Here is a 21,297-nt window from a genome sequence, read left to right as displayed (position 1 = left end):
CACAATATTCCGGAGTATCTGTCGTCCCTACGTAAAAAGCGCCACTAACCTGATACTCACCAGGAATATGGTGATTACATGAAGGGCATCGCGTAATCGTTTTTTCCCCACAAGTAGCGCAGAAATCTCTCCTGAATTCAGGTGAGCTACTATAGTTGGCAGTTACCTGATGACCATTCAAGCATACCTGTTGTATATCATAATGTCCCATGAGAACCCCTTACTTATAAACCAGTTATCCTTATGGGAGTAGTATGCCAATCACCAACCCTATGTTACAAATTATTCCTGTATAAATTATGCGACCGATATAAAGCCTATTTTTTTAACCAATTATCGTTGAGCACACATCTCCCGCAGCCTAGCCATCACGCTAGCGTCAGGGCTGGCCCTTCCCGCTTGCTCGACGGAAAAGGATGAAGCGGGCTTGGCTCCTGAGGAGCTCAGATACTATCAGAATACCATTTCCTTTTAGCAAGCGATTAAACTACCCTGATACTCAGGCCAATTCGGAAATCTCAAAATGTGTGGAAATAAAATGGATGATTAAGCATACTTTATTACCACGTTGATAAAATGGATTCTATTTATAAATATATTTTCAATCCAACCCATTTAAACATTCAATTAAAGGATCTTTTGGCCAAATAACTCTATTTTTATCATCATATAACACAGAGATGGTTTTATCACACTTTCTTTCCTGCCAAATATCATACTTCCTTTCAATGTAATCAACATCTCCAGATGAATCTAAAATATACATGGTCCGATCATCATCATCTTTATATGCATAGGTGATGATATTATTACCATAAGCAATGGTTTCAATCTTCCCCCAAGCTTCACTAACAACATTACCAAAATAATCAATTAAAACCCAATTACTTTCATTTGGAAGTACGACCCAAGCATGGTCACCATAAAAAGGCTTGACATCATTATAATATCCCTCTAATTGCATTAAGCCTTGTGAATTATATAATCTATAGGAATAACGTCTTTTTAACCAAAACAGGTCACCATTGCTGATATTTGCTATATAGCTTATGGTATCATTAGCCTTATCAAAATCACTAGTTTTAAGCTTGGGAATGACTGTTCCTGAATCAGTATTTAGCAATCCATAATATTCATTCTTATAAGCACCTGAGAGATAAAAAGAATCTTTGGCAACAAGTACAGGATTGACATTTTTAACCACAACCTCATCTTTATTTTTTATAATTTCATTACTAATAGATATTTGTTTTCCTTTACTATTTTTCAAAAATGTTTTCAACCAATACCCATTATTCAAAGGTTCCATTTTTATTTTATTGGGTACAATAGTAGTTATATCGCCTGATGCATTTATTATTATTTGTTTTTCGTCTCTAGATACTACAGCAAAACCATTGTTAAAATCACTCGCAGCAGTATATGTTGCAGGAATCACCCATTCTCCATGAGTATTTATATAGCCGTAACGATAATCAATTTTTTTATGTTTATCGTAAACGCCAATTTTAGCTACAGCTATATCAGGATTAAAAGGACGAATGTCATCAAACGTATTTTCAGAAAGATTGACACCGTTATTGTTAATCAATATACGTTTACCTGTATCGACACGGATGGATAGAAGATCACCTCCTAAATATACGGGATCTTGACCAGTGCGTTTAATAATTAGCTTGCCAGATTCATCATATATATATAAATTTTCCCCAGAAAAAGCCAGCCATCGCTCCGCCATATAGTTTAGCGTATCAAAATGCCCCTCAGGCGGAACCACTAACTTTCCATGAATGTCAAAGACCATATATCCATCAGCATTATGCTTATAAGGGAATTGCATCGTGTTGGTATATAACAAATTTGCTTCATTACCCATGACTGAACTGGAAAAAGCCAAGCACGTTGCTATTGCCAATGAATGTTTTAACATGTCTTCCCCCTGTAATTAAAAAAATTGTTGGCAAATTTTAGAGCCCAACAATACCGTCCGCAACGGAATCATTCATCCCTCATATCATTGTGAGAGAACAGAATTTTCCCTATAGTTGAACACACTATAAACTATCATTCAAACCCTCCGAACCGATGATTATGATGAAAGGAAGCAATGCATGAACGGTACAAAAATCAATGCATCAAAATATACGCCGCAGCTCCCTCACTGGAGCCAAGATCTCAGCAAATGGAATAACAGCGCTTCCGTTATGCAAGCCCTGAATAGTGATAGCGATAAGCTGAAGCACAATGAAACATTGCTATTTGTGAATGATGATTATTGCGAAATCTCGCGCCGCCGTCCCAATGCTCGATATCACCACCTGTTATTCCAGGTATTGACTGGTCTTATGGCTCTATCCGTGCTGTCCTTCGTGATTTTTTTTCTGTGTACCATAGATATCGGAGAAATTATTAAGGGCTACACCGATTCAGATCGCAAGGGGAGAGGTATCTTAGTATTGGCACTCGTTACCTTTATCGCATTACTCATTATTAGCCTTACCGCCTTTAACTACTTCCTGTTCGCCCCCAAAGATTATCCATTACGTTTCAACCGTAAAACAGGTAAGGTTTACGTCTATGATTACGTTAACCTGCACGTCTGGCATTTGGCGGAAACGCTCACCGCGCTATTTAAATTCCCTTTTTTCCTCCCTACGCGCCCAGTAGAAAAAGTTTTTGACTGGCAAGATATTCAAGCTGTTGAAACATACTATATGACCAGTATTAAAGGCGTGAATAAGACTACTCGCAGCATTTACTGCGTAGTATGTGCACCCGGCACCACACAGATAGTAGACAGGTTCATGCTAAGCATTACTGGAGATGGCCTCAGCGCAACGCCTTACCGACAGTGGGTATGGGTTTGCAGTTACATGTCTTTCAACGATACCCAACTGGATAATACTCTGGTGAATCGGGATAATTTCTGGGGTAGACCCGTTGTCTGGTCAGATAAATTCGCCAAAGAGTCAGCACGCAGTAAATGACATCAAAATTGTAACCCTTATCAAAGAAGAGGTTATTTTTCATACTTTATGCGGCCCGCATAAAGCCTATTTTTTAACCAATCATCACTGAGTATACATCTCCCTCAGCTTCGCCATCACGCCAGCGACGGCGTCAGGGCTGGCCCTTCCGGCTCGCTCAGCGGCGAAGGATGAAGCTGACTCGGCTCCAGTGGACTCAGGGGCCATCGGAGCCTCATTCCCCTTTAGCAGGCGATTAAACTGCCCCTGCTTCGCCCGCTTCAGCGTGCCAATCAGGTAGGCCGCCGCGTTGCGTACTTCGCCGCTTTGCAGGCGTTTTCCTACATCGCTCAGCAACTCTTGGCCCAGTTGCTCGGGTAGCGCCAGAAGCTGCGGCTCCAGAGCATCCCGCTCTGCGGTAGTGATCGTCGCCAAGAGATCGGTCGGCCAACGCAGCCGCTGCTCCGGGTCGTGCGCAGGCGCGGTATACGTATTTTTTTCTACACACTGTGTAGAAGTACGTATTACGTAACGGTTCGGTTTCCGAACTGGGTCGCAACCCCTTGTTTTTCGGCTTAGTTCGGGATCCGAACCCGGCTTATTTTCTCCCATTTGGGTACTGAGTTCGGTTTCCGAACCGGGTGATTCTGACTGAGTTCGGTTTTGTGCATGCGTCAGTTCATCCTGCTCACGGCGAGAGTTTGCCATCGCCTGAGGTGACTGGTAGCCCGAAAGGCGCACTTCAATTATGGCGACTCGCGAATGACGGTGACGCATTGCACTATCGGATTTTAGCGACTGAAGAACCGCTAGCGCCGTCAGGCGAACCGTCCGATTGCCGTGTCGGCAGGCCTCTTCTACAGCATCCAGCCAGCCCGGATCGAAAACCTCGGCATCATGCGCGCTGAGCGGCTCATCGTGCTGGGCGTAGATATTGCCGCGAATGCGTCCGGAAGCGTCGCGCACGCGTTTACACAGGCTTAGCCAACCAGTAAGCCTCAGCATTAATAACGCGCGGCTTACCGTTTCCCGCGACGCCTTCCCCGCATGGGGAGAGGCAAGCTGAAGCTGTAGCTCGTCATAGGTGGGAAAGACGGCTCCTTCGTTACTTTGCGCATATAAACGGATCATGACCCATGCCATCTTATCCAATGCGGAAAGACGGCTATCCAGAAAAAGCCGCCGGGGAACGGCGTCATGCACGTTCCCCATAAAGATTAAGCCACTTTGCTCGTTCACCGGCGCACCTTCCGCATGCTGCCGGATGCGTTCATTCATCTTATTCAGCGTGAACTGGATAACGCCGTCTACGGGAAACGCCACTATGCCCTCCCCATTGACGGAGAGAGTTCCATCCAGCTTTTCGCCAACGTCCAGATGACCGTGAGGGAAATGTCATGTTGTTCTGCAATCAACATCATCACATCCAGCGCCTCCAGCGAAGCCAGATTGCTAATCTGTGCGGCTTTCCACTGTTCCCAGACGGCCAGCTCTTCTTCTTCCGTAGGGTTATGGCAACGCCCCTGCCGGGTTTCGATGCCGCTTAAACGGCGTCGGGTGCTGACTTCCGCAGGCGTTAAACCGAAGTAGCGCTGCATCAGTTCAATAGAACCACCCAGCGCCAGCGCACGATCGATCCGCTGAGCGCGCTGCCGTTCCCGCTGCGCCTGTTCCATCAGCATTTTGAGATTGGCGTGGTTGATGCACACGGTCAGAATGGATACCGGCGTGCTGATCAGGTAATGCAAATCCTCGATGCTGAGCCGGTTCAACGCCTGAATCTCTTCCATGGTCATACCCAGCGCCTCGCAGCGGCGGATACTGCCGGACTTCAGTTCCATTATCAGTTGCGTCAACAGGGCGTTGGTCGCTATACCTGCAATCATGGTTTTCCCCTCCCACGTCATTATTCACCTCCCCCGGTCAGCCGCTGTAACTCATGCAGGCGGCGCAGGATCCGTATCAGGCGGAAATATTTCACTACCGCGATATCGTCCAGCAGAGGTTCGCCCCCCACTTCAGGCGCTCCCACGACCAACATAGAGAATGCAGATGCCGCCAGCGCGGTGCTGTCGGAAGAAAAGAGGGAAAGAAGCTGCCTGCCCGAATGGGCGCTGTACATAGGCTCGTCGATAATGCGAAAGCCGGAACTCAGGGGCGATTTATCCTCAATCACCAGTTCGCCGATCTCCAGCGCTTCGGCAAGCTCGAACGCCAGCCGAAACGCCATATCCTGTAGATGTTCAATATCGTCCTGCAATGACGGGATATGCCAGATATCCGCTACCGGTTCCAGCCCGGCAGCGGCAAAAGCAATGGAGCTGACACTGGTTTGAAATGCGCCTGACGGCTCGGACACGCCCGGTGATGCTTCGGCAAATGCTTCACCGGACAAAACGGGCTCACCGCCAAACATGTCCGGCTGCAACTCGACGCCAGCAGCAGGGTGAAGATCGGGAAAACACCCTTCCCCTCTCTCATTCAGTACCTCCTGCGTTGCGGGAGCCTTATTTTCCGCCGTTGCGGGAGGTGACTGCGGCCCGCGTGATTTTGATGGTGAGGGTGGCGGCGCGTGCTCTGGCGGCCCCTCAGGCTCAGGCACATAAGTTTGTTCAGGGCTGCCAAAAAGCTGCCGACGCTGCTGCTCTGCCGGATCCAACTCAATCAGCCAACGGTCCCAGGTGATTGTGGGATCCGGCAGCGCTTTCACGAGCTCACCCATTAACTCATCTTTCAGGTACTCCAGCGAGTAATCGGTAAGAGCCGTCAGCTCCAGCCTGCTACAGGCACTGGCAAAAACCACCTCAAACGATGGGGCTAACGGGAGTACAGCGCTTTCCTGACACAGCACCTTCCAGCCCTTTTCCGCCGCGCTGTAGAGATTGATTAACGGGAGCACTTGCGTCCGACTCAACCCCATATAGAACAGCGAAGATAAGTGAGGGAAAAGGTGCGTGACCGCATATTCCATACGGCTGATATTAGACTGCGTAACCCGGTAGCCCTCTCCGGTCAGGAGATCCGCAAGTTCTTGCTGGGTGACTTTACGTTCAAATTGCTCTTCATAAATGGAGCGTGCTTTAGCAACGCCCAGCGCCTTTTCGATAAACGAGAGATCGCCGCGCATCTCGTTTTCCGCCAGATGGCCGATAACGCATTTCAGACGTCCCGGCCATGGCTTGAATATGCACTGAATGCGGCGAAAACGTTCGTCGCCGGTTTCCTGATACAGCTCGGACAAAATAGCGTAGCGGGTATTCCCGCCATCGCTGAATATATAAACATCTTCGGCGCTGTCAGGGTTTTTGGTCACTTTCGGAACCGAATCCAGACCACGGGCATGGATAGATGACTTGATCTCTTCGTATTTAGGATTGCGGGTTGTGCGTGGGTTATCCGGGTTTGGGCGCAGTTGCTCCAGCATCAGCACCATTGGCATTTCAGCAACCGGCAATACGGCTACGTTCCCAACCGCAGCCGGTTCCCTCCCCCGTTTCAGTAACGCCGCCTTCATATTGCTGCTTTTCATTCAGCAGTCCTCCCGTAACCCAAGCTGTAAGCACCGGAAGGAAAGTCTTCAAAACGGGTAATATCGGCCTGATAGCGTACTTTTACCGTGTCTACCGGTCCATTGCGCTGCTTGCCGATGATGATTTCAGCAGTACCTTTATCCATCGTTTGCGGGTCATACACTTCGTCCCGATAAACAAACATAATCAGGTCGGCATCCTGCTCCAGTGCGCCAGAATCACGCAGGTCGCCGTTATTAGGCCGCTTGTTGGCGCGTTTTTCCAAGTCGCGATTTAACTGCGACAGCGCCACGACCGGGCAACGCATTTCTTTCGCCAGCGACTTCAGCGCCCGGGAAATCTCGGCTATCTCAAGCGTGCGATTTTCCTGCCCGGGACTACGCATAAGCTGAAGATAATCCACCAGAATCAGCGCAGGGTGTCCGAACTGGCGTACCGACTTGCGAACCCGGGAGCGCAGCATAGTCGGCGTTAAATAACTACTGTCATCAATCAGTAGTCGATCTTTCCATGACAGCAGGCAGCTTGCCGCACTGCTTATACGTCCCCATTCATTTTCGGACAGATCGCCACTGCGAATATGCTGAAGCGGAACACGCCCCAGCATTGCGGTAAAGCGCGCCAGAAGCTGATCGACCGGCATTTCCAGACTGAAAACCTGCACCGGCCCAGCGTTTACGTTAAGTGCGGCTTCGCATAGCGCTAACCCAAGCGCGGTTTTCCCCATTGACGGACGCCCTGCCAGTAAAACCAGATCCCCGGGCTGGAGACCGCTGGTTACTTCATCAAGATCCTGAAATCCGGTAGGCGTTCCCGTTACTGACGTCTGGCTCTGACAACGTTGTTCCAGCTTATCGAGAAACTGGCCGTAAGCCTCCGGCAGATCGGCTACGCCGCCCTGTTCATGCTGCTCGGCTATCGCAAACAGACGCTGCTCGATATCATCAATCAGCATTGCCACGTCGGTACGCACATCCCCGGCCTGACCAACAATATCGTGCCCCAACGCTAAAAGCTGGCGCTGACGGCCATAACTGGCGACGTACTCCGCATACGCAACGATATTCGCTGCGGAAGGTGTGTTCTTCGACATTTCAGCCAGATAAGCGAAGCCGCCGACCTGTTCCAAAACTCCCCGCTGTTCGAGATGTTCGCTAAGCGTGATCAGATCGACGGGCTTCCCCTGCATCAGCAGGTCATGCATAGCGTTAAAAATGAGTTGATGCGGGCGGACGTAAAAATTATCGGCGGAAACGATCGTCGCGATGTCATCCCAACGATCGTTATCCAGCATCAGGCCGCCAAGAACGGATTGTTCAGACTCAATAGAATGAGGGGGTAAAAGGCGCTGGGCATTATTCATGGGGTACCTCCCCCAACGCCTGATACAACTGTTGTAACTTGCGGGGAGATACCAACAAAAGCGGATAGCCATCGCGCTTCACGTCAATATAGACTGGCCCGGATGGCCCGGAACCAATTTCAAGCATCATCCAGTACCTTGACACACTGACGTTAACGCTCGACAGTACCAGCTCATGCTCGTCTTCAAGATTCCAGACTTCGACGAATGACTCTCTGCATCCCCATAGATCCGCCAACAGACGAACTATTTTTTTAGATGCCCGCACGCGATCTTCAGCCTCAAAGAACACGATGATCTCGTCTGTCCTTAATGCAGGGTCGGGATAGGTACACTGACAACATGCACGAAAAAGAGGGAGATAAGACTGGCGCATCATTTATCCCCTTTTGGCTGAACCTGAAGAACTGAGGCAAACCGTTCCACCCATTCAGGGAAAAGCTCGCAGGCTAAATCATGCATCGTGCGTGCGGCAGGCAGGCTCTTGCGATCGGTGTGGTATTCAAGGCGATGAGCAGGCTGCCCCAGACTGTGCCCGGTTTTGTAGACGTCCAGATCGTAAATATGGGTATCGAGCAGGCTAACGGAAATATCTGCGCTGCTATAAGATCCTTCGGCAATGATGTTACTGAGCGCCTCCAGCGCGTCTTTTGCCAAGGTGGTGTAGTCCATACAGTTAACCAACACCTTTACCGGCGGCAATACAATACCGAATCCCCGATATGGCAGTAACCCTTCCAGCAACGGGATCGTGCCGCGCAGAAACTCCCGAACGTCCGGTACCACCGGCTTTATCATGGCTAACGCCGTATGGTTGGTCGCCAGTAATACCAGCTCCAGCATAATAGAGCGCGCGCCCTGTGAATCGATCACCACGACATCATAAGCATTAAACAGCGGGTGCTGGAGCAAATTACGTAAGCGGATCCGCCCATCCGGCGCGTGCATCATTGAGGTTTTAAGCTGTTCGTGGGGATCGTTAGAGACGATCAAGTCCAGATTGCTCACGCTGGTATGGGAAATAATTTGCTCTGGGGCGTTCAGATCGACTGTCTGCATGAGAAGTTCATACAGACCACAGGGCGCTTCATAGCGCAGAGAATAGTAGCTTGATGCCGTAGGCTGCGCGTAGTCGCCGTCTATCAGCAAAGTCTTTAGGCCAGCGTCGGCCAAAAATCCAGAAAGGTTAGCCGCGTGAGTAGATTTACCCTCACCGCCTTTAGTTGAAATGATTGATATAACTTGCATAATGTCACCTGTTGCAGTTTCGCTTTACAAATGACATTCATAAGCTTGTCGTCAAAACTCAGGGATTGAAAATCCCCGTGTCCTTGGTTCGATTCCGAGTCCGGCACCACTATTTAAAGAACCCGCCCAAAAGGCGGGTTTTTGCTTTTCTGTAGCCGGACTCTCCATCGAACTGCGTTCGATTATTCGCCGCACAGCGGCTCACCCCTTCGGGGCCAGCGCGGCACGCGCGCTGTTCAACGCCTGCGGCGTTAGTCCGAGTCCGGGCACCACTATTTAAAGAACCCGCCCACAAGGCGGGTTTTTGCTTTTCTACGACCGGACTCTCCATCGAACTGCGTTCGATTATTCGCCGCACAGCGGCTCACCCCTTCGGGGCCAGCGCGGCACGCGCGCTGTTCAACGCCTGCGGCGTTAGTCCGAGTCCGGGCACCAAATTCATAGCAACGGACCTCCACGGAGGTCCGTTTTTGCATTCCAAGCCCGCAGAAATCAACATCTCTTCAATCCCTTAACTCCACCCAACTCAATCAACTTCAACCCGCATCATGTCCATTGCGAGGGTACAACTGAGGGTGAGCTGACTCCGCCCCGGTAGGTCTTATAGCCACAAGCTTTTTCAGCCGCTGATTTTCATCCTCCAGTTGCCGCAGACGACGCAATTCAAGTTCAGTTACGCCCAGAGCAGCGAATTTCTCTTCTAATTATAAAAATGGCTTCAGAAATGCCCATCTTTCGGCAGACTTCCCCGACACAGATGCCGGTTTCGGCCTGCTTCAGTGCAAATGCAATCTGTTCTTCGGTATAACGGGTCTTTTTCATGGCGATATGCCTCTCTGTGAGATGGAAGAAAAACCGTAGACTTCAGTTTATCCTGTCACTCTTTTCTGGGAGGAGATCAACTTAAGAGCCTCGTGATTAACGTCCTGGCTTCAGATAAGGGGTGAACATCCCCTGGAAATCAGATTTTAATTCTGGGGTGATAAGAACATCTCCTGTAACTTTTCTAGATTCTTCTACACCTACCATTTGGGAGCAACCGTCCATTGCATTAAATGATCGTAAATTTTTATAAGTTGTTTCACTACACCATGCTTCATCCACTGATTTTACAATGTTTATATATAAAAATTTTAACTGTGGCTCATTGTCACATTTATCACATCTAAAAAAAGGATACCAATAACTTCTCCCTATACCTATTAAGGTATAGCCTTTCATATATGGTATGTATGCCTTTAATATTCTATTACGAAAATCAGCATGCTGAATATCAACAAAAAAAATATCACCTTTATTTTTATAAGAAATTGTATAGTTTGTTTTTCCTGGAATATAGCCATTGCCATACGCCATTTCATTTGCCAGTCTGAAATCCATGACTATATACCCATAGCCGGGCATCTGTTTAGCGTCTTGATAATCAATAGTTTTATCAAAACTTCCCGAACAAGAAACCATAAACAATGACAGAATAATACAAACTGACAACCTTGCGAGAATTGAAGGCATCTAAATTTCCCTTTAGTAATATTAGCTTCCTGTTAGCAATTATCATCCTTCGCGTTCAACATAGCAACAAATTATTACTTAGAACATGCAGGTTTATTCATCCCCTCCCCGTTTTGCCGTTTCCGGAACACAGCGTTCATAGCGGCGATAAAATGTGATTTGCACGGCGTCGTCAATTCATTTTAATTTTATGGCTTGTCGTGACTAACTGGGCTGTTTTCACCTGTGCGGTGAATTTTGCAGGCAACCTTATCTAGTTCGCCATCGGCGACCTTTAAGCTTCCATATGCTAATTGGTGACCTGGAGCGGTAAAGGACCGCTTGACGACGCCGTAACATCGGACGATATACAATACATCCTGTGAGTCCATATAGAACATCCTTTGTCGGATTTTCCCAGCTACAGCGGGGAGCTTATTACTTAGATCTGCATCCACGTCTATTCGCGTTCAAAGAGCTTGATAGCCAGTCACGGTACGACAAATCTGCATTACTTGGTTCAGACTGTTATGCATAAATTTGACATACAGTTGGAAGCCTTCTGACCGTCAGTTGGGACCATAGTCACAGACTAAATAGTACTAAAATGAGCAGATGGGACCGTGGTCCCAGGTTGATAATCTGACCGACGATACATGTGGGACTGAATCGCTACGGGTTTAACAAACACTTCAGATTCCCTTGTAATTATAAATAATACCCATCAGGCATTAACCAAATCCCTCAACGTCACCATCAACATCATCGGATCCATCGGCGACGGCTCAAACCCCACCCGCAGGTAAAAATCCCGTGCTTCATCCGACAGGGCGTGAACCAGCATCCCGCGAATGCCGATAGTCTCCGCCACCTGAATCACACGCAGCCCGGCATCACGTACCAGGGCCCGCCCGACACCTTTCCCATGTAGTGATTTATCCACCGCCAGACGACCCAGTACCACAACCGGGATCGGGGCAGGCATATTGCGGCGAAAACGACCCGGCGCAGTATTTGTCGTCACAGCGCTGGAAGCCAGTGAGTAGTAAGCCATCACCTTCGCGTCGTCGCAGCAGACAAAGGTGCGGGATGCGCCAGTAACCTGATTTTTCATCGCCCGCTGTTTCAGCCAGTGATCCATGGAATCTATACCGCAGCAAAACGGGGTAAGAATATGCCCGGCATGAAGCGGTTCTGGTGCCGAGATCATTCTTCCTGTTCCCACGGCGCAGGGGTCTGCATAGTTTTACGCAGTGCGGCATTAGGTGCAGGAGCCTGATCCAGACGAGCGAGAAATTCCTGATAAGCCTGCGGATCGGCCATAATGATGCGTTGCTCAATCAGCGCTTCCTCAGCGGCAGCGCGGGCGGCCTCCAGCACAAAGTCTGTGCGGTTTTTCCCTCTGGCTTTCGCCGCCCGATCAATAAGATCGCGTTCGGCAGGTTTAATGCGCAGATTTAACGTTTCGCGTTTTATGGACATGCTGTTTGCGGCTGGCATCGTCTTGTCCTCTTGTGTTTCTGTGGATATTAAGTATACAACACGCGTAACGCAGATGTCATTACGATAAATTTATAAGGAATCGAATCGGAGTATCGAACCGGACATGCCTTTAAATATTCAAATCTAGTATTTTGATTTGAAAGTAAAATTATGGGTCTAAATCTGAGTTTTGATAATCAACCAAAAACAGATTTATGATAAATTTCAAGTTAATAGAGTACTGAATGTTCCCGAGTCCGGGCACCACTATTTAAAGAACCCGCCCACAAGGCGGGTTTTTGCTTTTCTGCATCCGGACTCTCCATCGAACTGCGTTAACCCGTGATTTCCCTGCTGCGTTTTTCTCCTGGCCAGCCCGCTGCTAGTTAACGACAAGCGCAGGCCTATTCTCCATAGAATCTTTTCGCAAACACATTTTCAGATATCAGATAACACACTGATTAAAATCGCCATTTTCCCGCTAAAAGCGGCTAAAAACGCCCTTTTCTGGAAATCGATCCGCCCAGGTGGCTGCCCTGCTTTCCCTCCAGATGGCCAAATAGCATCTTATATTCCATTTTGCGCTAAATGACAGAGAAATATTCTTTAAATAACCGTTTTCACAGTTCTAGTATGCAAAAATATCTTAAACGAGTGGGTAAATGGTTATGTCACTGTTTCATTCCGTGAGCGACCTGATCGGTCATACTCCCCTGCTCCAGTTGCACAAACTGGATACCGGGCCCTGCAGTCTGTTTTTAAAACTGGAAAATCAGAACCCCGGCGGGTCAATTAAAGATCGGGTTGCGCTGTCGATGATTAATGAAGCCGAGCGCCAGGGAAAACTGGCGCCCGGGGGAACGATTATCGAAGCCACCGCCGGCAATACCGGCCTCGGTCTGGCGCTGATTGCGGCGCAGAAAAATTACCGCCTGATCCTGGTGGTGCCGGACAAAATGAGCCGCGAGAAAATCTTTCACCTGCGGGCGCTGGGCGCGACGGTGCTGCTCACCCGCTCCGACGTCAATAAAGGCCACCCGGCCTACTACCAGGATTATGCCCGCCGCCTTGCCGATGAAACGCCGGGCGCCTTTTATATCGACCAGTTTAATAACGACGCCAATCCGCTGGCCCATGCCACCTCCACTGCGCCGGAGCTTTATCAGCAGCTGGAGGGCGACATCGACGCCATCGTCGTCGGCGTCGGCTCCGGCGGCACGCTGGGTGGGCTTCAGGCCTGGTTTGCTGAGCACTCGCCGAAAACGGAATTTATTCTCGCCGATCCGGCGGGTTCGATCCTTGCCGATCAGGTCGATACCGGACGCTACGGCGAAACGGGATCCTGGCTGGTCGAAGGGATCGGCGAAGATTTTATCCCGCCGCTGGCCAGGCTGGAGGGGGTACATACCGCGTATCGCGTCAGCGACCGCGAAGCGTTCCACACCGCGCGCCAGCTGCTGCAGGTTGAGGGCGTGCTGGCCGGCTCTTCCACCGGCACCCTGCTCAGCGCCGCGCTGCGCTACTGCCGGGCACAAAGCCGTCCGAAACGGGTAGTAACCTTCGCCTGCGACAGCGGCAATAAATACCTGTCCAAAATGTTCAACGACGACTGGATGCGCCAGCAAGGACTGATCGCCCGCCCCGAACAGGGCGATCTCAGTGATTTTATCGCCCTGCGCCATGACGAAGGCGCTACCGTCACGGCCGCGCCGGACGACACCCTGGCCGCGGTCTTTACCCGCATGCGGCTGTATGACATCTCCCAACTGCCGGTACTGGAGGATGGCCGCGTGGTCGGCATCGTCGATGAGTGGGATTTGATCCGCCACGTACAGGGCGATCGCCAACGCTTCTCCCTGCCGGTCAGCGAAGCGATGAGCCGCCATGTTGAAACTCTCGATAAGCGTGCGCCAGAGAGTGAACTGCAGGCCATTCTCGATCGCGGTCTGGTGGCGGTGATCGCTGACAACACGCGTTTTCTTGGCCTGGTCACCCGCAGCGATGTATTGACCGCCTGGCGTAACCGAGTCGCACAATAAGGAATTTTTTATGTCATCTATCCACACCCTGAGTGTACATAGCGGAACCTTCACCGACAGCCATGGCGCAGTGATGCCGCCGATTTATGCCACCTCCACTTTTGCTCAGCCAGCGCCGGGGCAGCATACCGGTTATGAATATTCCCGCAGCGGGAATCCCACCCGTCACGCGCTGGAGACGGCGATCGCCGACCTGGAAAACGGCACGCGCGGCTACGCGTTCGCCTCCGGGCTGGCCGCCATCTCCACCGTGCTGGAGCTGCTGGATAAGGACAGTCATCTGGTGGCGGTCGATGATGTGTATGGCGGCACTTACCGCCTGCTGGAAAACGTTCGCCGCCGTAGCGCTGGTCTGCAGGTGAGCTGGGTGAAACCCGACGACCTGGCGGGAATTGAAGCGGCGATCCGCCCCGATACGCGCATGATCTGGGTGGAAACGCCCACCAACCCGCTGCTGAAGCTCGCGGATCTCAGCGCCATCGCCGCCATCGCGCGCCGCCATAACCTGATCAGCGTCGCCGATAACACCTTTGCTTCGCCGGCGATCCATCGCCCGCTGGAGCATGGGTTTGATATTGTGGTGCACTCCGCGACCAAGTACCTCAACGGCCATTCCGATGTCGTCGCCGGCCTGGCGGTGGTTGGCGATAACTCCGGGCTCGCGGAAAAGCTTGGCTATCTGCAGAATGCGGTAGGCGGCGTGCTTGACCCGTTCAGCAGCTTCCTGACGCTGCGCGGCATCCGTACCCTGGCGCTGCGGATGGAGCGCCACAGCGCGAACGCGCTGCAGCTCGCCGAATGGCTGGAACAGCAGCCGGAAGTGGAGCGAGTCTGGTTTCCCTGGCTGGCCTCGCACCCGCATCATCAGCTGGCGCGCCAGCAAATGGCCCTGCCCGGCGGCATGATTTCGGTGGTGGTGAAGGGCGATGAAGGTTACGCCGAGCGCATCATCAGCAAGCTGCGCTGGTTTACGCTTGCGGAGAGCCTGGGCGGCGTGGAGAGTCTGGTGAGCCAGCCCTTCAGCATGACCCATGCCTCGATCCCGCTGGAGAAACGCCTGGCGAACGGTATCACACCGCAGCTGATCCGCCTGTCGGTGGGGATCGAAGATCCTCACGATCTGATTGCCGACTGGCAGCAGGCGCTGCGGGCGGAGTGATTATTCCGACGCGCGGGTCGTTGTCAGCGCGTCGGCCATTCCCTGCTGAAGGTGGGCGATAAACTGCGTCAGCTTCGGCAGGGGCCGACGATCCTGGCGCCAGAGCAGATGCACAGGCCGCGGCTGCGGAGTCCACGCCTCCAGCACGCGCACCAGGCTGCCGCTGGCCAGCGCATCGGCCAGCAGTACCTCCGGCTGCATCAGCAGCCCGGCCCCGGCGATCGCCGCCTGGCGCAGCGCGTAGCCATCGTTGCAGCGCAAAACCGCATCGCGTTTCCAGCGCACTTCTCCCTCTACGCCCGGCAGCCGCCACTCGTTGCGGGCGGTCCAGACCGTATGGGACAGGCAGAGATGATCGGCGAGATCCTCTGGCGTCCCGGGGGTCCCGTAACGCGCCAGATAAGCCGGCGCGGCGCAGATCACCATCCGATACGGCGCCAGGTAGCGAGCCACCAGATCCTCCTGATGGATCTCGCCGATACGGATCGCCAGATCGAACCCCTCATCCACCAGATCGACCATCCGGTTAGTCAGATCCAGTTCCACCCGGACCGCAGGCCAGACCTGCAGGAAGGTGGCGGTCAGGGGCGCGATCACGCTGGCGCCGAACGAGGTGGGAGCGCTCACCCGCAGGGTGCCGGCCGGCGCCAGCCGCAGCCGCTCGACCGCGCTTTCGGCGATGGAGACCTGCTCCATCACCCGTTTCGCTTCGTCAAAATAGACTCGCCCGGCGTCGGTGAGGCTCTGGCGTCGGGTGTTACGCTCCAGCAGACGCGTCGCCAGCTGGCTTTCCAACTGGGCGATATATTTCCCAACCATCACCGCCGACAGCCCCAGGCGCGACGCCGCCCCGGTAAAGCTGCCGCACTCCACCACGGCAATAAACGTCTCCATCCCTCGTAATTTGTCCATATTGCTAACCTCTGGTTAGTAATGTTCTAACTTTTAGCCAGTTTATCCGAGATTACTTTTATTAAAAAATAGCCTCTCACCTCATCAGGAGTCTGCCATGAAAATTATCGTTATCGGTGCCAGCGGCACCATCGGTCGCGCGGTCAGCGAAGAACTGAGTCAGAGACATGACGTTATCCGCGTCGGCCGCACCCGGGGAGATTATCAGGTGGATATCACCTCGCAGGAGAGCGTCGAGGCGCTATTTGCCCAAACGGGTGAAGTAGATGCCATCGTCTCCACCACCGGCAATCTGCACTTTGGGCCGTTAAGCACCATGACCGACAGCCAGTTCAACCTCGGTCTGCAGGACAAGCTGCTGGGGCAAATTCGCCTGGCGCTGGTCGGCCAGCATTTTCTGCGCGACGGGGGGTCGATTACCCTGGTCAGCGGTATTGTCGCGCAGGAACCCATTGCTCAGGGGGTCAATGCCACGACGGTCAACGCCGGTCTGGAAGGCTTTGTTCGCGCCGCCGCCTGCGAGCTGCCGCGCGGGATCCGCATCAATCTCATCAGCCCCACCGTGCTCAGCGAGTCGCTGGCGGCCTACGGCGACTTTTTCCCAGGCTTCCCCAGCGTTCCCGCCGCCGCCGCGGCGCAGGCCTATCGCCGCAGCATTGAAGGCGTTCAGACCGGCCGCATCTACCCGGTCGGCTACTAGCCTGTGCCGGCCCGCCGGGGCCGGCGCTTACATCAGGCCGTCGTTGCAGGTACACTGACGGCTGATTGTCTCCGGCCGAAAAACTGATGTTGAAAAAATTATCCTTAATTATCCCGCTACTGGCGCTTATCGCGCTGCTGGTCTGGTGGTTCACCCCGCATTACACCGAGGAAGATGAAGCTTACTACCGGGCGGTATTTTGCATAATCGATCATGACGACAGCCGCCAGTTCCTCCACGATATGCAGAATATCGTCGAGGGGGGAAATTCTGACTACGCGCTGCATAAAACCCATTACCTTCCGGCGCTGGGGCAGCGGATGCTGGATACCTGGCGCCAGCTCAGCCCGCAGGAACAGCAGGTGCTGCGTCAGGACAAGCAGCGCTGCGGCGAGATATTGCGCGAAAAACAACAGGGGAAATCATCCTGACGAGTTGGCAAAATTGCAGCATATCGCCAGCGTCGAATAAGATTGTGCTGTTGATGACCGGATCGCTGTCACAAAATATCCGGTCGTCGTCGCGTCACAGTACGACGTTTTTTCTGCGGCGGAATACGATAAAAAGTAGTTGATCTGGTACGAACTAACTCTTATTTTGCTTCACAGTTTTCAAAATGAGATAAAACTGATGCCTGTCATTATTGCCAGTAGTGTTAAAGAAGCCAAAGCGTTAATTAACGGTGGAAAATACAGGGAAATTATTCTTAACTTCGATATTGATGCCGATGACTTTTTCTCTCTCGCCAGCCATTCCGCCGGAACTAAAATCTCCATCGCCGACCGCAACGATCGCTCTCCGGTAGAATCAGCAAAATAATTAACCCGCGAGGGACGTCTATGTGGTTGTTTATTGGAACCTTTGCGCTGGCTTTTCTCGCAGCGCTGATGCTGGTCTGGCTCGATGACCGGATCGCCGAAACGGATTGACCCTGCGCTGGACGTTAACGTCACGCAGGGCTGCGCGCCGCCGAAAAGCGGCGCACAGCAGAGACGTTACAGGGAGGCCGCCAGCCGCTCAACGGCCGTCAGCAATCCGGCTTCTGACACCGTGGAGTAAGAAAGACGCAGGGTACGGGTATCCGGCTTATCGTGATAGAACGCTTCACCCGGGACGTACACCACGCCGTTTTCCAGCGTTTTCTTCATCCATTCCATGGTATCGAACGGATAGCGGAAACGCGCCCACAGGAACATCCCCCCCTGCGGGCGGCTGAATTCCAGGTGCTCGCCAAGGCGGCTTTCCAGCGCATCGGCCAGCGCCACGCACTTCTTGCGGTAGTCTTCGCGAATCAACGCAATCTGGTTATCCAGCCGGTTCAGACTGAGGTATTCCGCAGTGATCACCTGCGACAGCATATTGGTATGCAGATCCGCCGCCTGCTTCACAATCACCGTCTGCTGCGCCAGCCAGTCCGGCATGACGATCCAGCCGATGCGCATCCCTGGCGCGAGGATTTTCGAAAAAGTCGAGGTGTAAACCACCTGATCTTCACAGCTCAGCTCGACAGCATGCTGATAGAGCGGGCGCCGAACGGCGTCTGTAAAGCTAATTTCGCCGTAGGGATCGTCTTCCAGAATGACGAAATCATATTTTTTCGCCAGCTCAACCAACCGGCGACGACGCGCCTCGCTCAGCGTTTTGCCGCCGGGATTGCCGAACGTCGGCACCAGGTAAACAGCTTTGACGCGGGTGGTCTCCAGCAGGTCGGCCAGCTGCTCCACCAGCATCCCGTCATCGTCGGTGTCAACGCTGAGAATATTGGCCTGCGCCAGCTGAAATACCTGCAGCGCCGCCAGATAAGTGGGACGCTCAACGACGATAGTATCGCCCGGATCGAGCAGCGTACGGGCAACGATATCCAGCGATTGCTGGGAGCCGGAGGTGATATAGACCTGGGCGGCTGAACAGGCGACGCCACGGGAGTGGCAAATTTCACTCACCGCCTGGCGCAGCGGCGGGTAGCCTTCCGTCAGACCGTACTGGAATGCGTCATTAAAACGCTCGCTCATCACCTTCTGCACCGCCAGCTCCAGGCCTTCGGTATCAAACAGTTCCGGGGCCGGAATGCCGCCGCCAAGCGAAATCACGCCGGGCAGTTTACTGTGCTTGAGAAGTTCGCGGACGGCGGAGGGCTTGAGTTCACCCGCGCGGGCGGCGAGACGCCGATCGTGCATACTATTTTCCTTTTCTGTCTTGTTGTTGTGTTAATTATCTTGGCTTTGTTGCAGGTGCTCCCCGGCGGCGCTTACCATGCCGGGGCTATCCTTTTCAGTACGTTGTCACCCGGACAGGGGTATGCCGCTACCCGGGTTTCGTACGTCATGCTTTGTCTTTCAAAACGATTAACGGCTCGATATCGCTCTCTTTTTTCACCACCAGCGACGAATCGCCGCGCAGGCAGGTACCGCCGTAGTTACCGCCGACGGTAAATGTGCACACCTGAATGTACTTACCGTCCACTTTCGGCAGGCACCACAGTTGCTGGTAGATATTCTTGCGATCGACAAACTGGCCGCTGGTCTTATCCAGAAGTTCATCCTGAGGGCCGATCAGGTCGATATTGTTCCCGCAGCGCCCGGAAATAGGCTTCACCGCATAGCCGGTTTTCGCCAGCTCGTCGTTAACCTCAAAATCGGTATCCAGCAGATAGCGATGATGCGGGAACAGCGACCACAGCACCGGCAGAATGGCTTTGTTGCCGGGGATCACCGTCCACAGGGGTTCGAATACCAATACTTCAGGACGCAGCAGGACGTCAATCAGCCGCACCTCATTCTGCGGATGTCCGGTTCGAATCGGTACCGCCGCGTACTCCTCGGCGCTGACTTCGCGCACCTGCTCAATGGCGGTTTCCCATGCCCAGGTTTTCCAGACGCAGTTGACCAGCCGCCCGTCGGCGTCGATCAGCTGACCGGCAGCGTCCCAGCGCAGCTCATCAAGACCAAAGAGAATTTTGCTCTCAAAACCGGCCTGGGTCAGCGAACGCTGAATAAACTGCGCGTGGTAGTTCTCTTCCAGATCCTTGTCCTGCATGATGTGGACGAAGGGCCGCGCCCGGCTGTGTTTCCACGCCCCCGCCAGCTCATCGAGCAGACCTTCCGCCGGATTGTGGCCGGTGCCGTAGTAGCCCTGCTTCAGCCACTGTTCGAGGATCAGCCCGCCTTCGGTATGGCAGGAAGCGGAATCGGCATTGTACTCGTACACCTTCAGCCCGCGCTCGTCCATGCAAAAATCCATGCGCCCGGTGATCATATGATGACGGCGGCGCTGCCACGAGAGGCGCAGACGAGGCCAGAGAATTTTCGGAATATCGAACAGCGCCAGCAGGTTGTCATCCTTCATCACCTTATCGGTGGCGTGCAGATACATCAGGTGCAGCTCGTTGGTGGCTTTGATCAGCTCCTGTTCGGCACTTTCGCTGATGGTGAAATACTGATAGGGATCCTGGTTGATGAAATGACCGTTGGCTGCCACGTAGGCTTTCTGCAACGGGTCTTTCTCGTTCAGCCATTTACCGCGAAACTGGCCGTTGTTTGGCAGCCGCGCGCCTTTGATGGCCATCGCCTCGCCCGGCAGCACCGGCTGCGGCAGGCTGTGTTCGGTATCAGCGGTCTGGATCATCCAGCCTAAAATTTCGGTATCGGCAAAGGTATCTTTGATGGTGTACCGGCCGTCGTTGACCTCGAGGGTCAGCTCGCGGGTCCACTGCTGGCCCTGCGGCAGCGGCGAGTGAATCACGTTCTGCTCGGCGATACGCACCTTATTGCCGACAAGCTGGGTGATCACCGCCACATGGCCGGTGTGCTTAAACTCGCCCCCCTTCTGCCAGATCAGCAGCGAACCAGCGATAGGCGGACGGCGGGAGCCGTTGGCGAAGGCCTGCAGCGGCAAAATATTGTCATTGACCACTTCGCGCAGGAAACGCAGGGAGAAGATTTCATAAGCCATCCCCACATCGGTGAAGACAAAGCCATAGGTCAGGAACAGAAAGCGGCGCGCAAACTCCACGCACTGCCATTTATGCCCCATATACTCATTGCCGATGTAGCTGCGAAACGTCGCGTCATCCGGGTAGTCCTGCGGATTTAAGCTACTGTAATTCGATGAATAAATCGCTACGCCACCGGGTGCATAGCCTAACAATGTCCCAAACGGGGCGTCACTGCTTGTCGATCCTTTGCTCATTTAGCCTGACCTCAAATTAATGCAGCCCGGGCAGTTGGCGAAACAAAACTCCCTCTTCTTATCCTGCCGCAGGCACTTACCAGACAGAGGTGTAACGATGATACCACTCATTCGTTTCGCTAATCGTGCCGTTAAGGAAAATAACCCTGCAGCCGGAAACAAAAGTGATATCGTTATCGGTGATATAACAAAAAAACAACGCAACATCAGGAGTCGACA

General features: G+C 52.7%; 20 protein-coding genes and 2 pseudogenes. 6 read left to right on the top strand and 16 right to left on the bottom strand.

What is annotated here, in order from left to right:
• Positions 1–19: 19 nt before the first annotated feature.
• Together KB892_RS31045 and KB892_RS02150 are read right to left on the bottom strand one after the other, a co-directional pair.
• Positions 20–211 (bottom strand): annotated as a pseudogene (locus KB892_RS31045) (DUF2321 domain-containing protein); the annotation flags it as partial.
• Positions 212–601: 390 nt separating this feature from the next.
• Entirely contained in the window at positions 602–1,930 is a 1,329-nt protein-coding gene (locus KB892_RS02150) for a WG repeat-containing protein (protein WP_004150900.1), read from the bottom strand.
• Positions 1,931–2,111: 181 nt separating this feature from the next.
• Here KB892_RS02150 and KB892_RS31040 point away from each other — a divergent pair, with 181 nt between their 5' ends.
• Positions 2,112–2,987 carry a DUF6708 domain-containing protein gene (locus KB892_RS31040; protein WP_004150901.1) on the top strand — a complete coding sequence of 292 codons (876 nt, stop codon included), beginning with the start codon at positions 2,112–2,114 and terminating at the stop codon, positions 2,985–2,987.
• A gap of 84 nt (positions 2,988–3,071) precedes the next feature.
• On the opposite strand, the gene KB892_RS02140 is transcribed toward KB892_RS31040, so the two are convergent.
• The 10 genes and pseudogenes from KB892_RS02140 to KB892_RS02095 all read right to left on the bottom strand — a co-directional run bounded on the left by KB892_RS02140 (position 3,072) and on the right by KB892_RS02095 (position 12,098).
• On the bottom strand, positions 3,072–4,289 hold the full coding sequence (locus KB892_RS02140) for an STY4528 family pathogenicity island replication protein (protein ID WP_004150902.1): 1,218 nt from the start codon (positions 4,287–4,289) through the stop codon (positions 3,072–3,074).
• Complete coding sequence (locus tag KB892_RS02135; RefSeq protein WP_004150903.1) at positions 4,289–4,873, bottom strand: DUF2857 domain-containing protein; 585 nt, start codon at positions 4,871–4,873, stop codon at positions 4,289–4,291. Before KB892_RS02135 ends, KB892_RS02140 begins: the two co-directional genes overlap by 1 nt.
• Positions 4,873–6,495 carry a ParB family protein gene (locus tag KB892_RS02130; protein ID WP_004150904.1) on the bottom strand — a complete coding sequence of 541 codons (1,623 nt, stop codon included), beginning with the start codon at positions 6,493–6,495 and terminating at the stop codon, positions 4,873–4,875. Before KB892_RS02130 ends, KB892_RS02135 begins: the two co-directional genes overlap by 1 nt.
• Positions 6,492–7,859 (bottom strand): SPI-7-type island replicative DNA helicase, encoded by a 1,368-nt coding sequence (dnaB-PI, locus tag KB892_RS02125; protein WP_004150905.1) that lies wholly within the window; start codon positions 7,857–7,859, stop codon positions 6,492–6,494. Before dnaB-PI ends, KB892_RS02130 begins: the two co-directional genes overlap by 4 nt.
• The gene (locus KB892_RS02120) at positions 7,852–8,235 is read right to left on the bottom strand and encodes a hypothetical protein (RefSeq protein ID WP_004150906.1); all 384 of its coding nucleotides are present in this window, start codon (positions 8,233–8,235) and stop codon (positions 7,852–7,854) included. Before KB892_RS02120 ends, dnaB-PI begins: the two co-directional genes overlap by 8 nt.
• Positions 8,235–9,107 carry a ParA family protein gene (locus KB892_RS02115; protein ID WP_004188557.1) on the bottom strand — a complete coding sequence of 291 codons (873 nt, stop codon included), beginning with the start codon at positions 9,105–9,107 and terminating at the stop codon, positions 8,235–8,237. Before KB892_RS02115 ends, KB892_RS02120 begins: the two co-directional genes overlap by 1 nt.
• A gap of 605 nt (positions 9,108–9,712) precedes the next feature.
• Positions 9,713–9,929, bottom strand: a pseudogene (locus tag KB892_RS02110) (transposase); the annotation flags it as partial.
• A 96-nt stretch (positions 9,930–10,025) separates the two neighbouring features.
• Positions 10,026–10,619 carry a hypothetical protein gene (locus KB892_RS02105; RefSeq protein ID WP_004188553.1) on the bottom strand — a complete coding sequence of 198 codons (594 nt, stop codon included), beginning with the start codon at positions 10,617–10,619 and terminating at the stop codon, positions 10,026–10,028.
• Positions 10,620–11,322: 703 nt separating this feature from the next.
• Positions 11,323–11,808 (bottom strand): GNAT family N-acetyltransferase, encoded by a 486-nt coding sequence (locus KB892_RS02100; protein WP_004150910.1) that lies wholly within the window; start codon positions 11,806–11,808, stop codon positions 11,323–11,325.
• Entirely contained in the window at positions 11,805–12,098 is a 294-nt protein-coding gene (locus KB892_RS02095; RefSeq protein WP_004150912.1) for a type II toxin-antitoxin system TacA family antitoxin, read from the bottom strand. The genes KB892_RS02100 and KB892_RS02095 overlap by 4 nt, the downstream gene beginning before the upstream one ends.
• A gap of 644 nt (positions 12,099–12,742) precedes the next feature.
• Here KB892_RS02095 and KB892_RS02090 point away from each other — a divergent pair.
• Both KB892_RS02090 and KB892_RS02085 read left to right on the top strand, forming a co-directional pair.
• A complete protein-coding gene (locus KB892_RS02090) occupies positions 12,743–14,119 on the top strand; it encodes a pyridoxal-phosphate dependent enzyme (protein ID WP_004217775.1) in 1,377 nt (458 codons plus the stop codon).
• A gap of 10 nt (positions 14,120–14,129) precedes the next feature.
• The gene (locus tag KB892_RS02085; RefSeq protein ID WP_004150915.1) at positions 14,130–15,278 is read left to right on the top strand and encodes a trans-sulfuration enzyme family protein; all 1,149 of its coding nucleotides are present in this window, start codon (positions 14,130–14,132) and stop codon (positions 15,276–15,278) included.
• Here KB892_RS02085 and KB892_RS02080 read toward each other — a convergent pair whose 3' ends face one another.
• Positions 15,279–16,190 carry a LysR family transcriptional regulator gene (locus tag KB892_RS02080; protein WP_004188550.1) on the bottom strand — a complete coding sequence of 304 codons (912 nt, stop codon included), beginning with the start codon at positions 16,188–16,190 and terminating at the stop codon, positions 15,279–15,281.
• A 97-nt stretch (positions 16,191–16,287) separates the two neighbouring features.
• Here KB892_RS02080 and KB892_RS02075 point away from each other — a divergent pair, with 97 nt between their 5' ends.
• The 3 genes from KB892_RS02075 (at position 16,288) to KB892_RS02065 (ending at position 17,709) form a co-directional block, all read left to right on the top strand.
• Positions 16,288–16,890, top strand: coding sequence for a short chain dehydrogenase (locus KB892_RS02075; protein ID WP_062954968.1), 603 nt, complete (start codon positions 16,288–16,290; stop codon positions 16,888–16,890).
• Positions 16,891–16,976: 86 nt separating this feature from the next.
• The gene (locus tag KB892_RS02070) at positions 16,977–17,321 is read left to right on the top strand and encodes a hypothetical protein (protein ID WP_004174409.1); all 345 of its coding nucleotides are present in this window, start codon (positions 16,977–16,979) and stop codon (positions 17,319–17,321) included.
• A 199-nt stretch (positions 17,322–17,520) separates the two neighbouring features.
• Positions 17,521–17,709, top strand: coding sequence for a hypothetical protein (locus KB892_RS02065; protein ID WP_002916738.1), 189 nt, complete (start codon positions 17,521–17,523; stop codon positions 17,707–17,709).
• 176 nt (positions 17,710–17,885) lie between these two features.
• On the opposite strand, the gene KB892_RS02060 is transcribed toward KB892_RS02065, so the two are convergent.
• The 3 genes from KB892_RS02060 to KB892_RS02050 all read right to left on the bottom strand — a co-directional run bounded on the left by KB892_RS02060 (position 17,886) and on the right by KB892_RS02050 (position 21,277).
• The gene (locus tag KB892_RS02060; RefSeq protein ID WP_002916739.1) at positions 17,886–19,067 is read right to left on the bottom strand and encodes an aminotransferase-like domain-containing protein; all 1,182 of its coding nucleotides are present in this window, start codon (positions 19,065–19,067) and stop codon (positions 17,886–17,888) included.
• Positions 19,068–19,212: 145 nt separating this feature from the next.
• On the bottom strand, positions 19,213–21,078 hold the full coding sequence (gene gss / locus KB892_RS02055) for a bifunctional glutathionylspermidine amidase/synthase (protein ID WP_002916740.1): 1,866 nt from the start codon (positions 21,076–21,078) through the stop codon (positions 19,213–19,215).
• A gap of 76 nt (positions 21,079–21,154) precedes the next feature.
• Entirely contained in the window at positions 21,155–21,277 is a 123-nt protein-coding gene (locus KB892_RS02050) for a hypothetical protein (protein ID WP_004217169.1), read from the bottom strand.
• Positions 21,278–21,297: the final 20 nt, after the last annotated feature.

The sequence above is a fragment of the Klebsiella sp. P1927 genome, assembly GCF_018204675.1.
In the GTDB taxonomy this organism is placed as follows: domain Bacteria; phylum Pseudomonadota; class Gammaproteobacteria; order Enterobacterales; family Enterobacteriaceae; genus Klebsiella; species Klebsiella pneumoniae.
Note: the sequence above shows the minus strand (reverse complement) of the source record. Positions and strands in the feature narration are given on the sequence as shown.

Excerpts from the sequence above, each read along its gene's own strand:
- gss (WP_002916740.1), bottom strand. The coding sequence starts at position 21,078 with ATGAGCAAAGGATCGACAAGCAGTGACGCCCCGTTTGGGACATTGTTA.
- KB892_RS02065 (WP_002916738.1), top strand. The coding sequence starts at position 17,521 with ATGCCTGTCATTATTGCCAGTAGTGTTAAAGAAGCCAAAGCGTTAATT.
- KB892_RS02090 (WP_004217775.1), top strand. The coding sequence starts at position 12,743 with ATGGTTATGTCACTGTTTCATTCCGTGAGCGACCTGATCGGTCATACT.
- KB892_RS02075 (WP_062954968.1), top strand. The coding sequence starts at position 16,288 with ATGAAAATTATCGTTATCGGTGCCAGCGGCACCATCGGTCGCGCGGTC.
- KB892_RS02070 (WP_004174409.1), top strand. The coding sequence starts at position 16,977 with ATGTTGAAAAAATTATCCTTAATTATCCCGCTACTGGCGCTTATCGCG.
- KB892_RS02095 (WP_004150912.1), bottom strand. The coding sequence starts at position 12,098 with ATGCCAGCCGCAAACAGCATGTCCATAAAACGCGAAACGTTAAATCTG.
- KB892_RS02080 (WP_004188550.1), bottom strand. The coding sequence starts at position 16,190 with ATGGACAAATTACGAGGGATGGAGACGTTTATTGCCGTGGTGGAGTGC.
- KB892_RS02085 (WP_004150915.1), top strand. The coding sequence starts at position 14,130 with ATGTCATCTATCCACACCCTGAGTGTACATAGCGGAACCTTCACCGAC.
- KB892_RS02115 (WP_004188557.1), bottom strand. The coding sequence starts at position 9,107 with ATGCAAGTTATATCAATCATTTCAACTAAAGGCGGTGAGGGTAAATCT.
- KB892_RS02135 (WP_004150903.1), bottom strand. The coding sequence starts at position 4,873 with ATGACGTGGGAGGGGAAAACCATGATTGCAGGTATAGCGACCAACGCC.
- KB892_RS02130 (WP_004150904.1), bottom strand. The coding sequence starts at position 6,495 with ATGAAAAGCAGCAATATGAAGGCGGCGTTACTGAAACGGGGGAGGGAA.
- KB892_RS31040 (WP_004150901.1), top strand. The coding sequence starts at position 2,112 with ATGAACGGTACAAAAATCAATGCATCAAAATATACGCCGCAGCTCCCT.
- KB892_RS02060 (WP_002916739.1), bottom strand. The coding sequence starts at position 19,067 with ATGCACGATCGGCGTCTCGCCGCCCGCGCGGGTGAACTCAAGCCCTCC.
- KB892_RS02100 (WP_004150910.1), bottom strand. The coding sequence starts at position 11,808 with ATGATCTCGGCACCAGAACCGCTTCATGCCGGGCATATTCTTACCCCG.
- KB892_RS02120 (WP_004150906.1), bottom strand. The coding sequence starts at position 8,235 with ATGCGCCAGTCTTATCTCCCTCTTTTTCGTGCATGTTGTCAGTGTACC.
- dnaB-PI (WP_004150905.1), bottom strand. The coding sequence starts at position 7,859 with ATGAATAATGCCCAGCGCCTTTTACCCCCTCATTCTATTGAGTCTGAA.
- KB892_RS02105 (WP_004188553.1), bottom strand. The coding sequence starts at position 10,619 with ATGCCTTCAATTCTCGCAAGGTTGTCAGTTTGTATTATTCTGTCATTG.
- KB892_RS02150 (WP_004150900.1), bottom strand. The coding sequence starts at position 1,930 with ATGTTAAAACATTCATTGGCAATAGCAACGTGCTTGGCTTTTTCCAGT.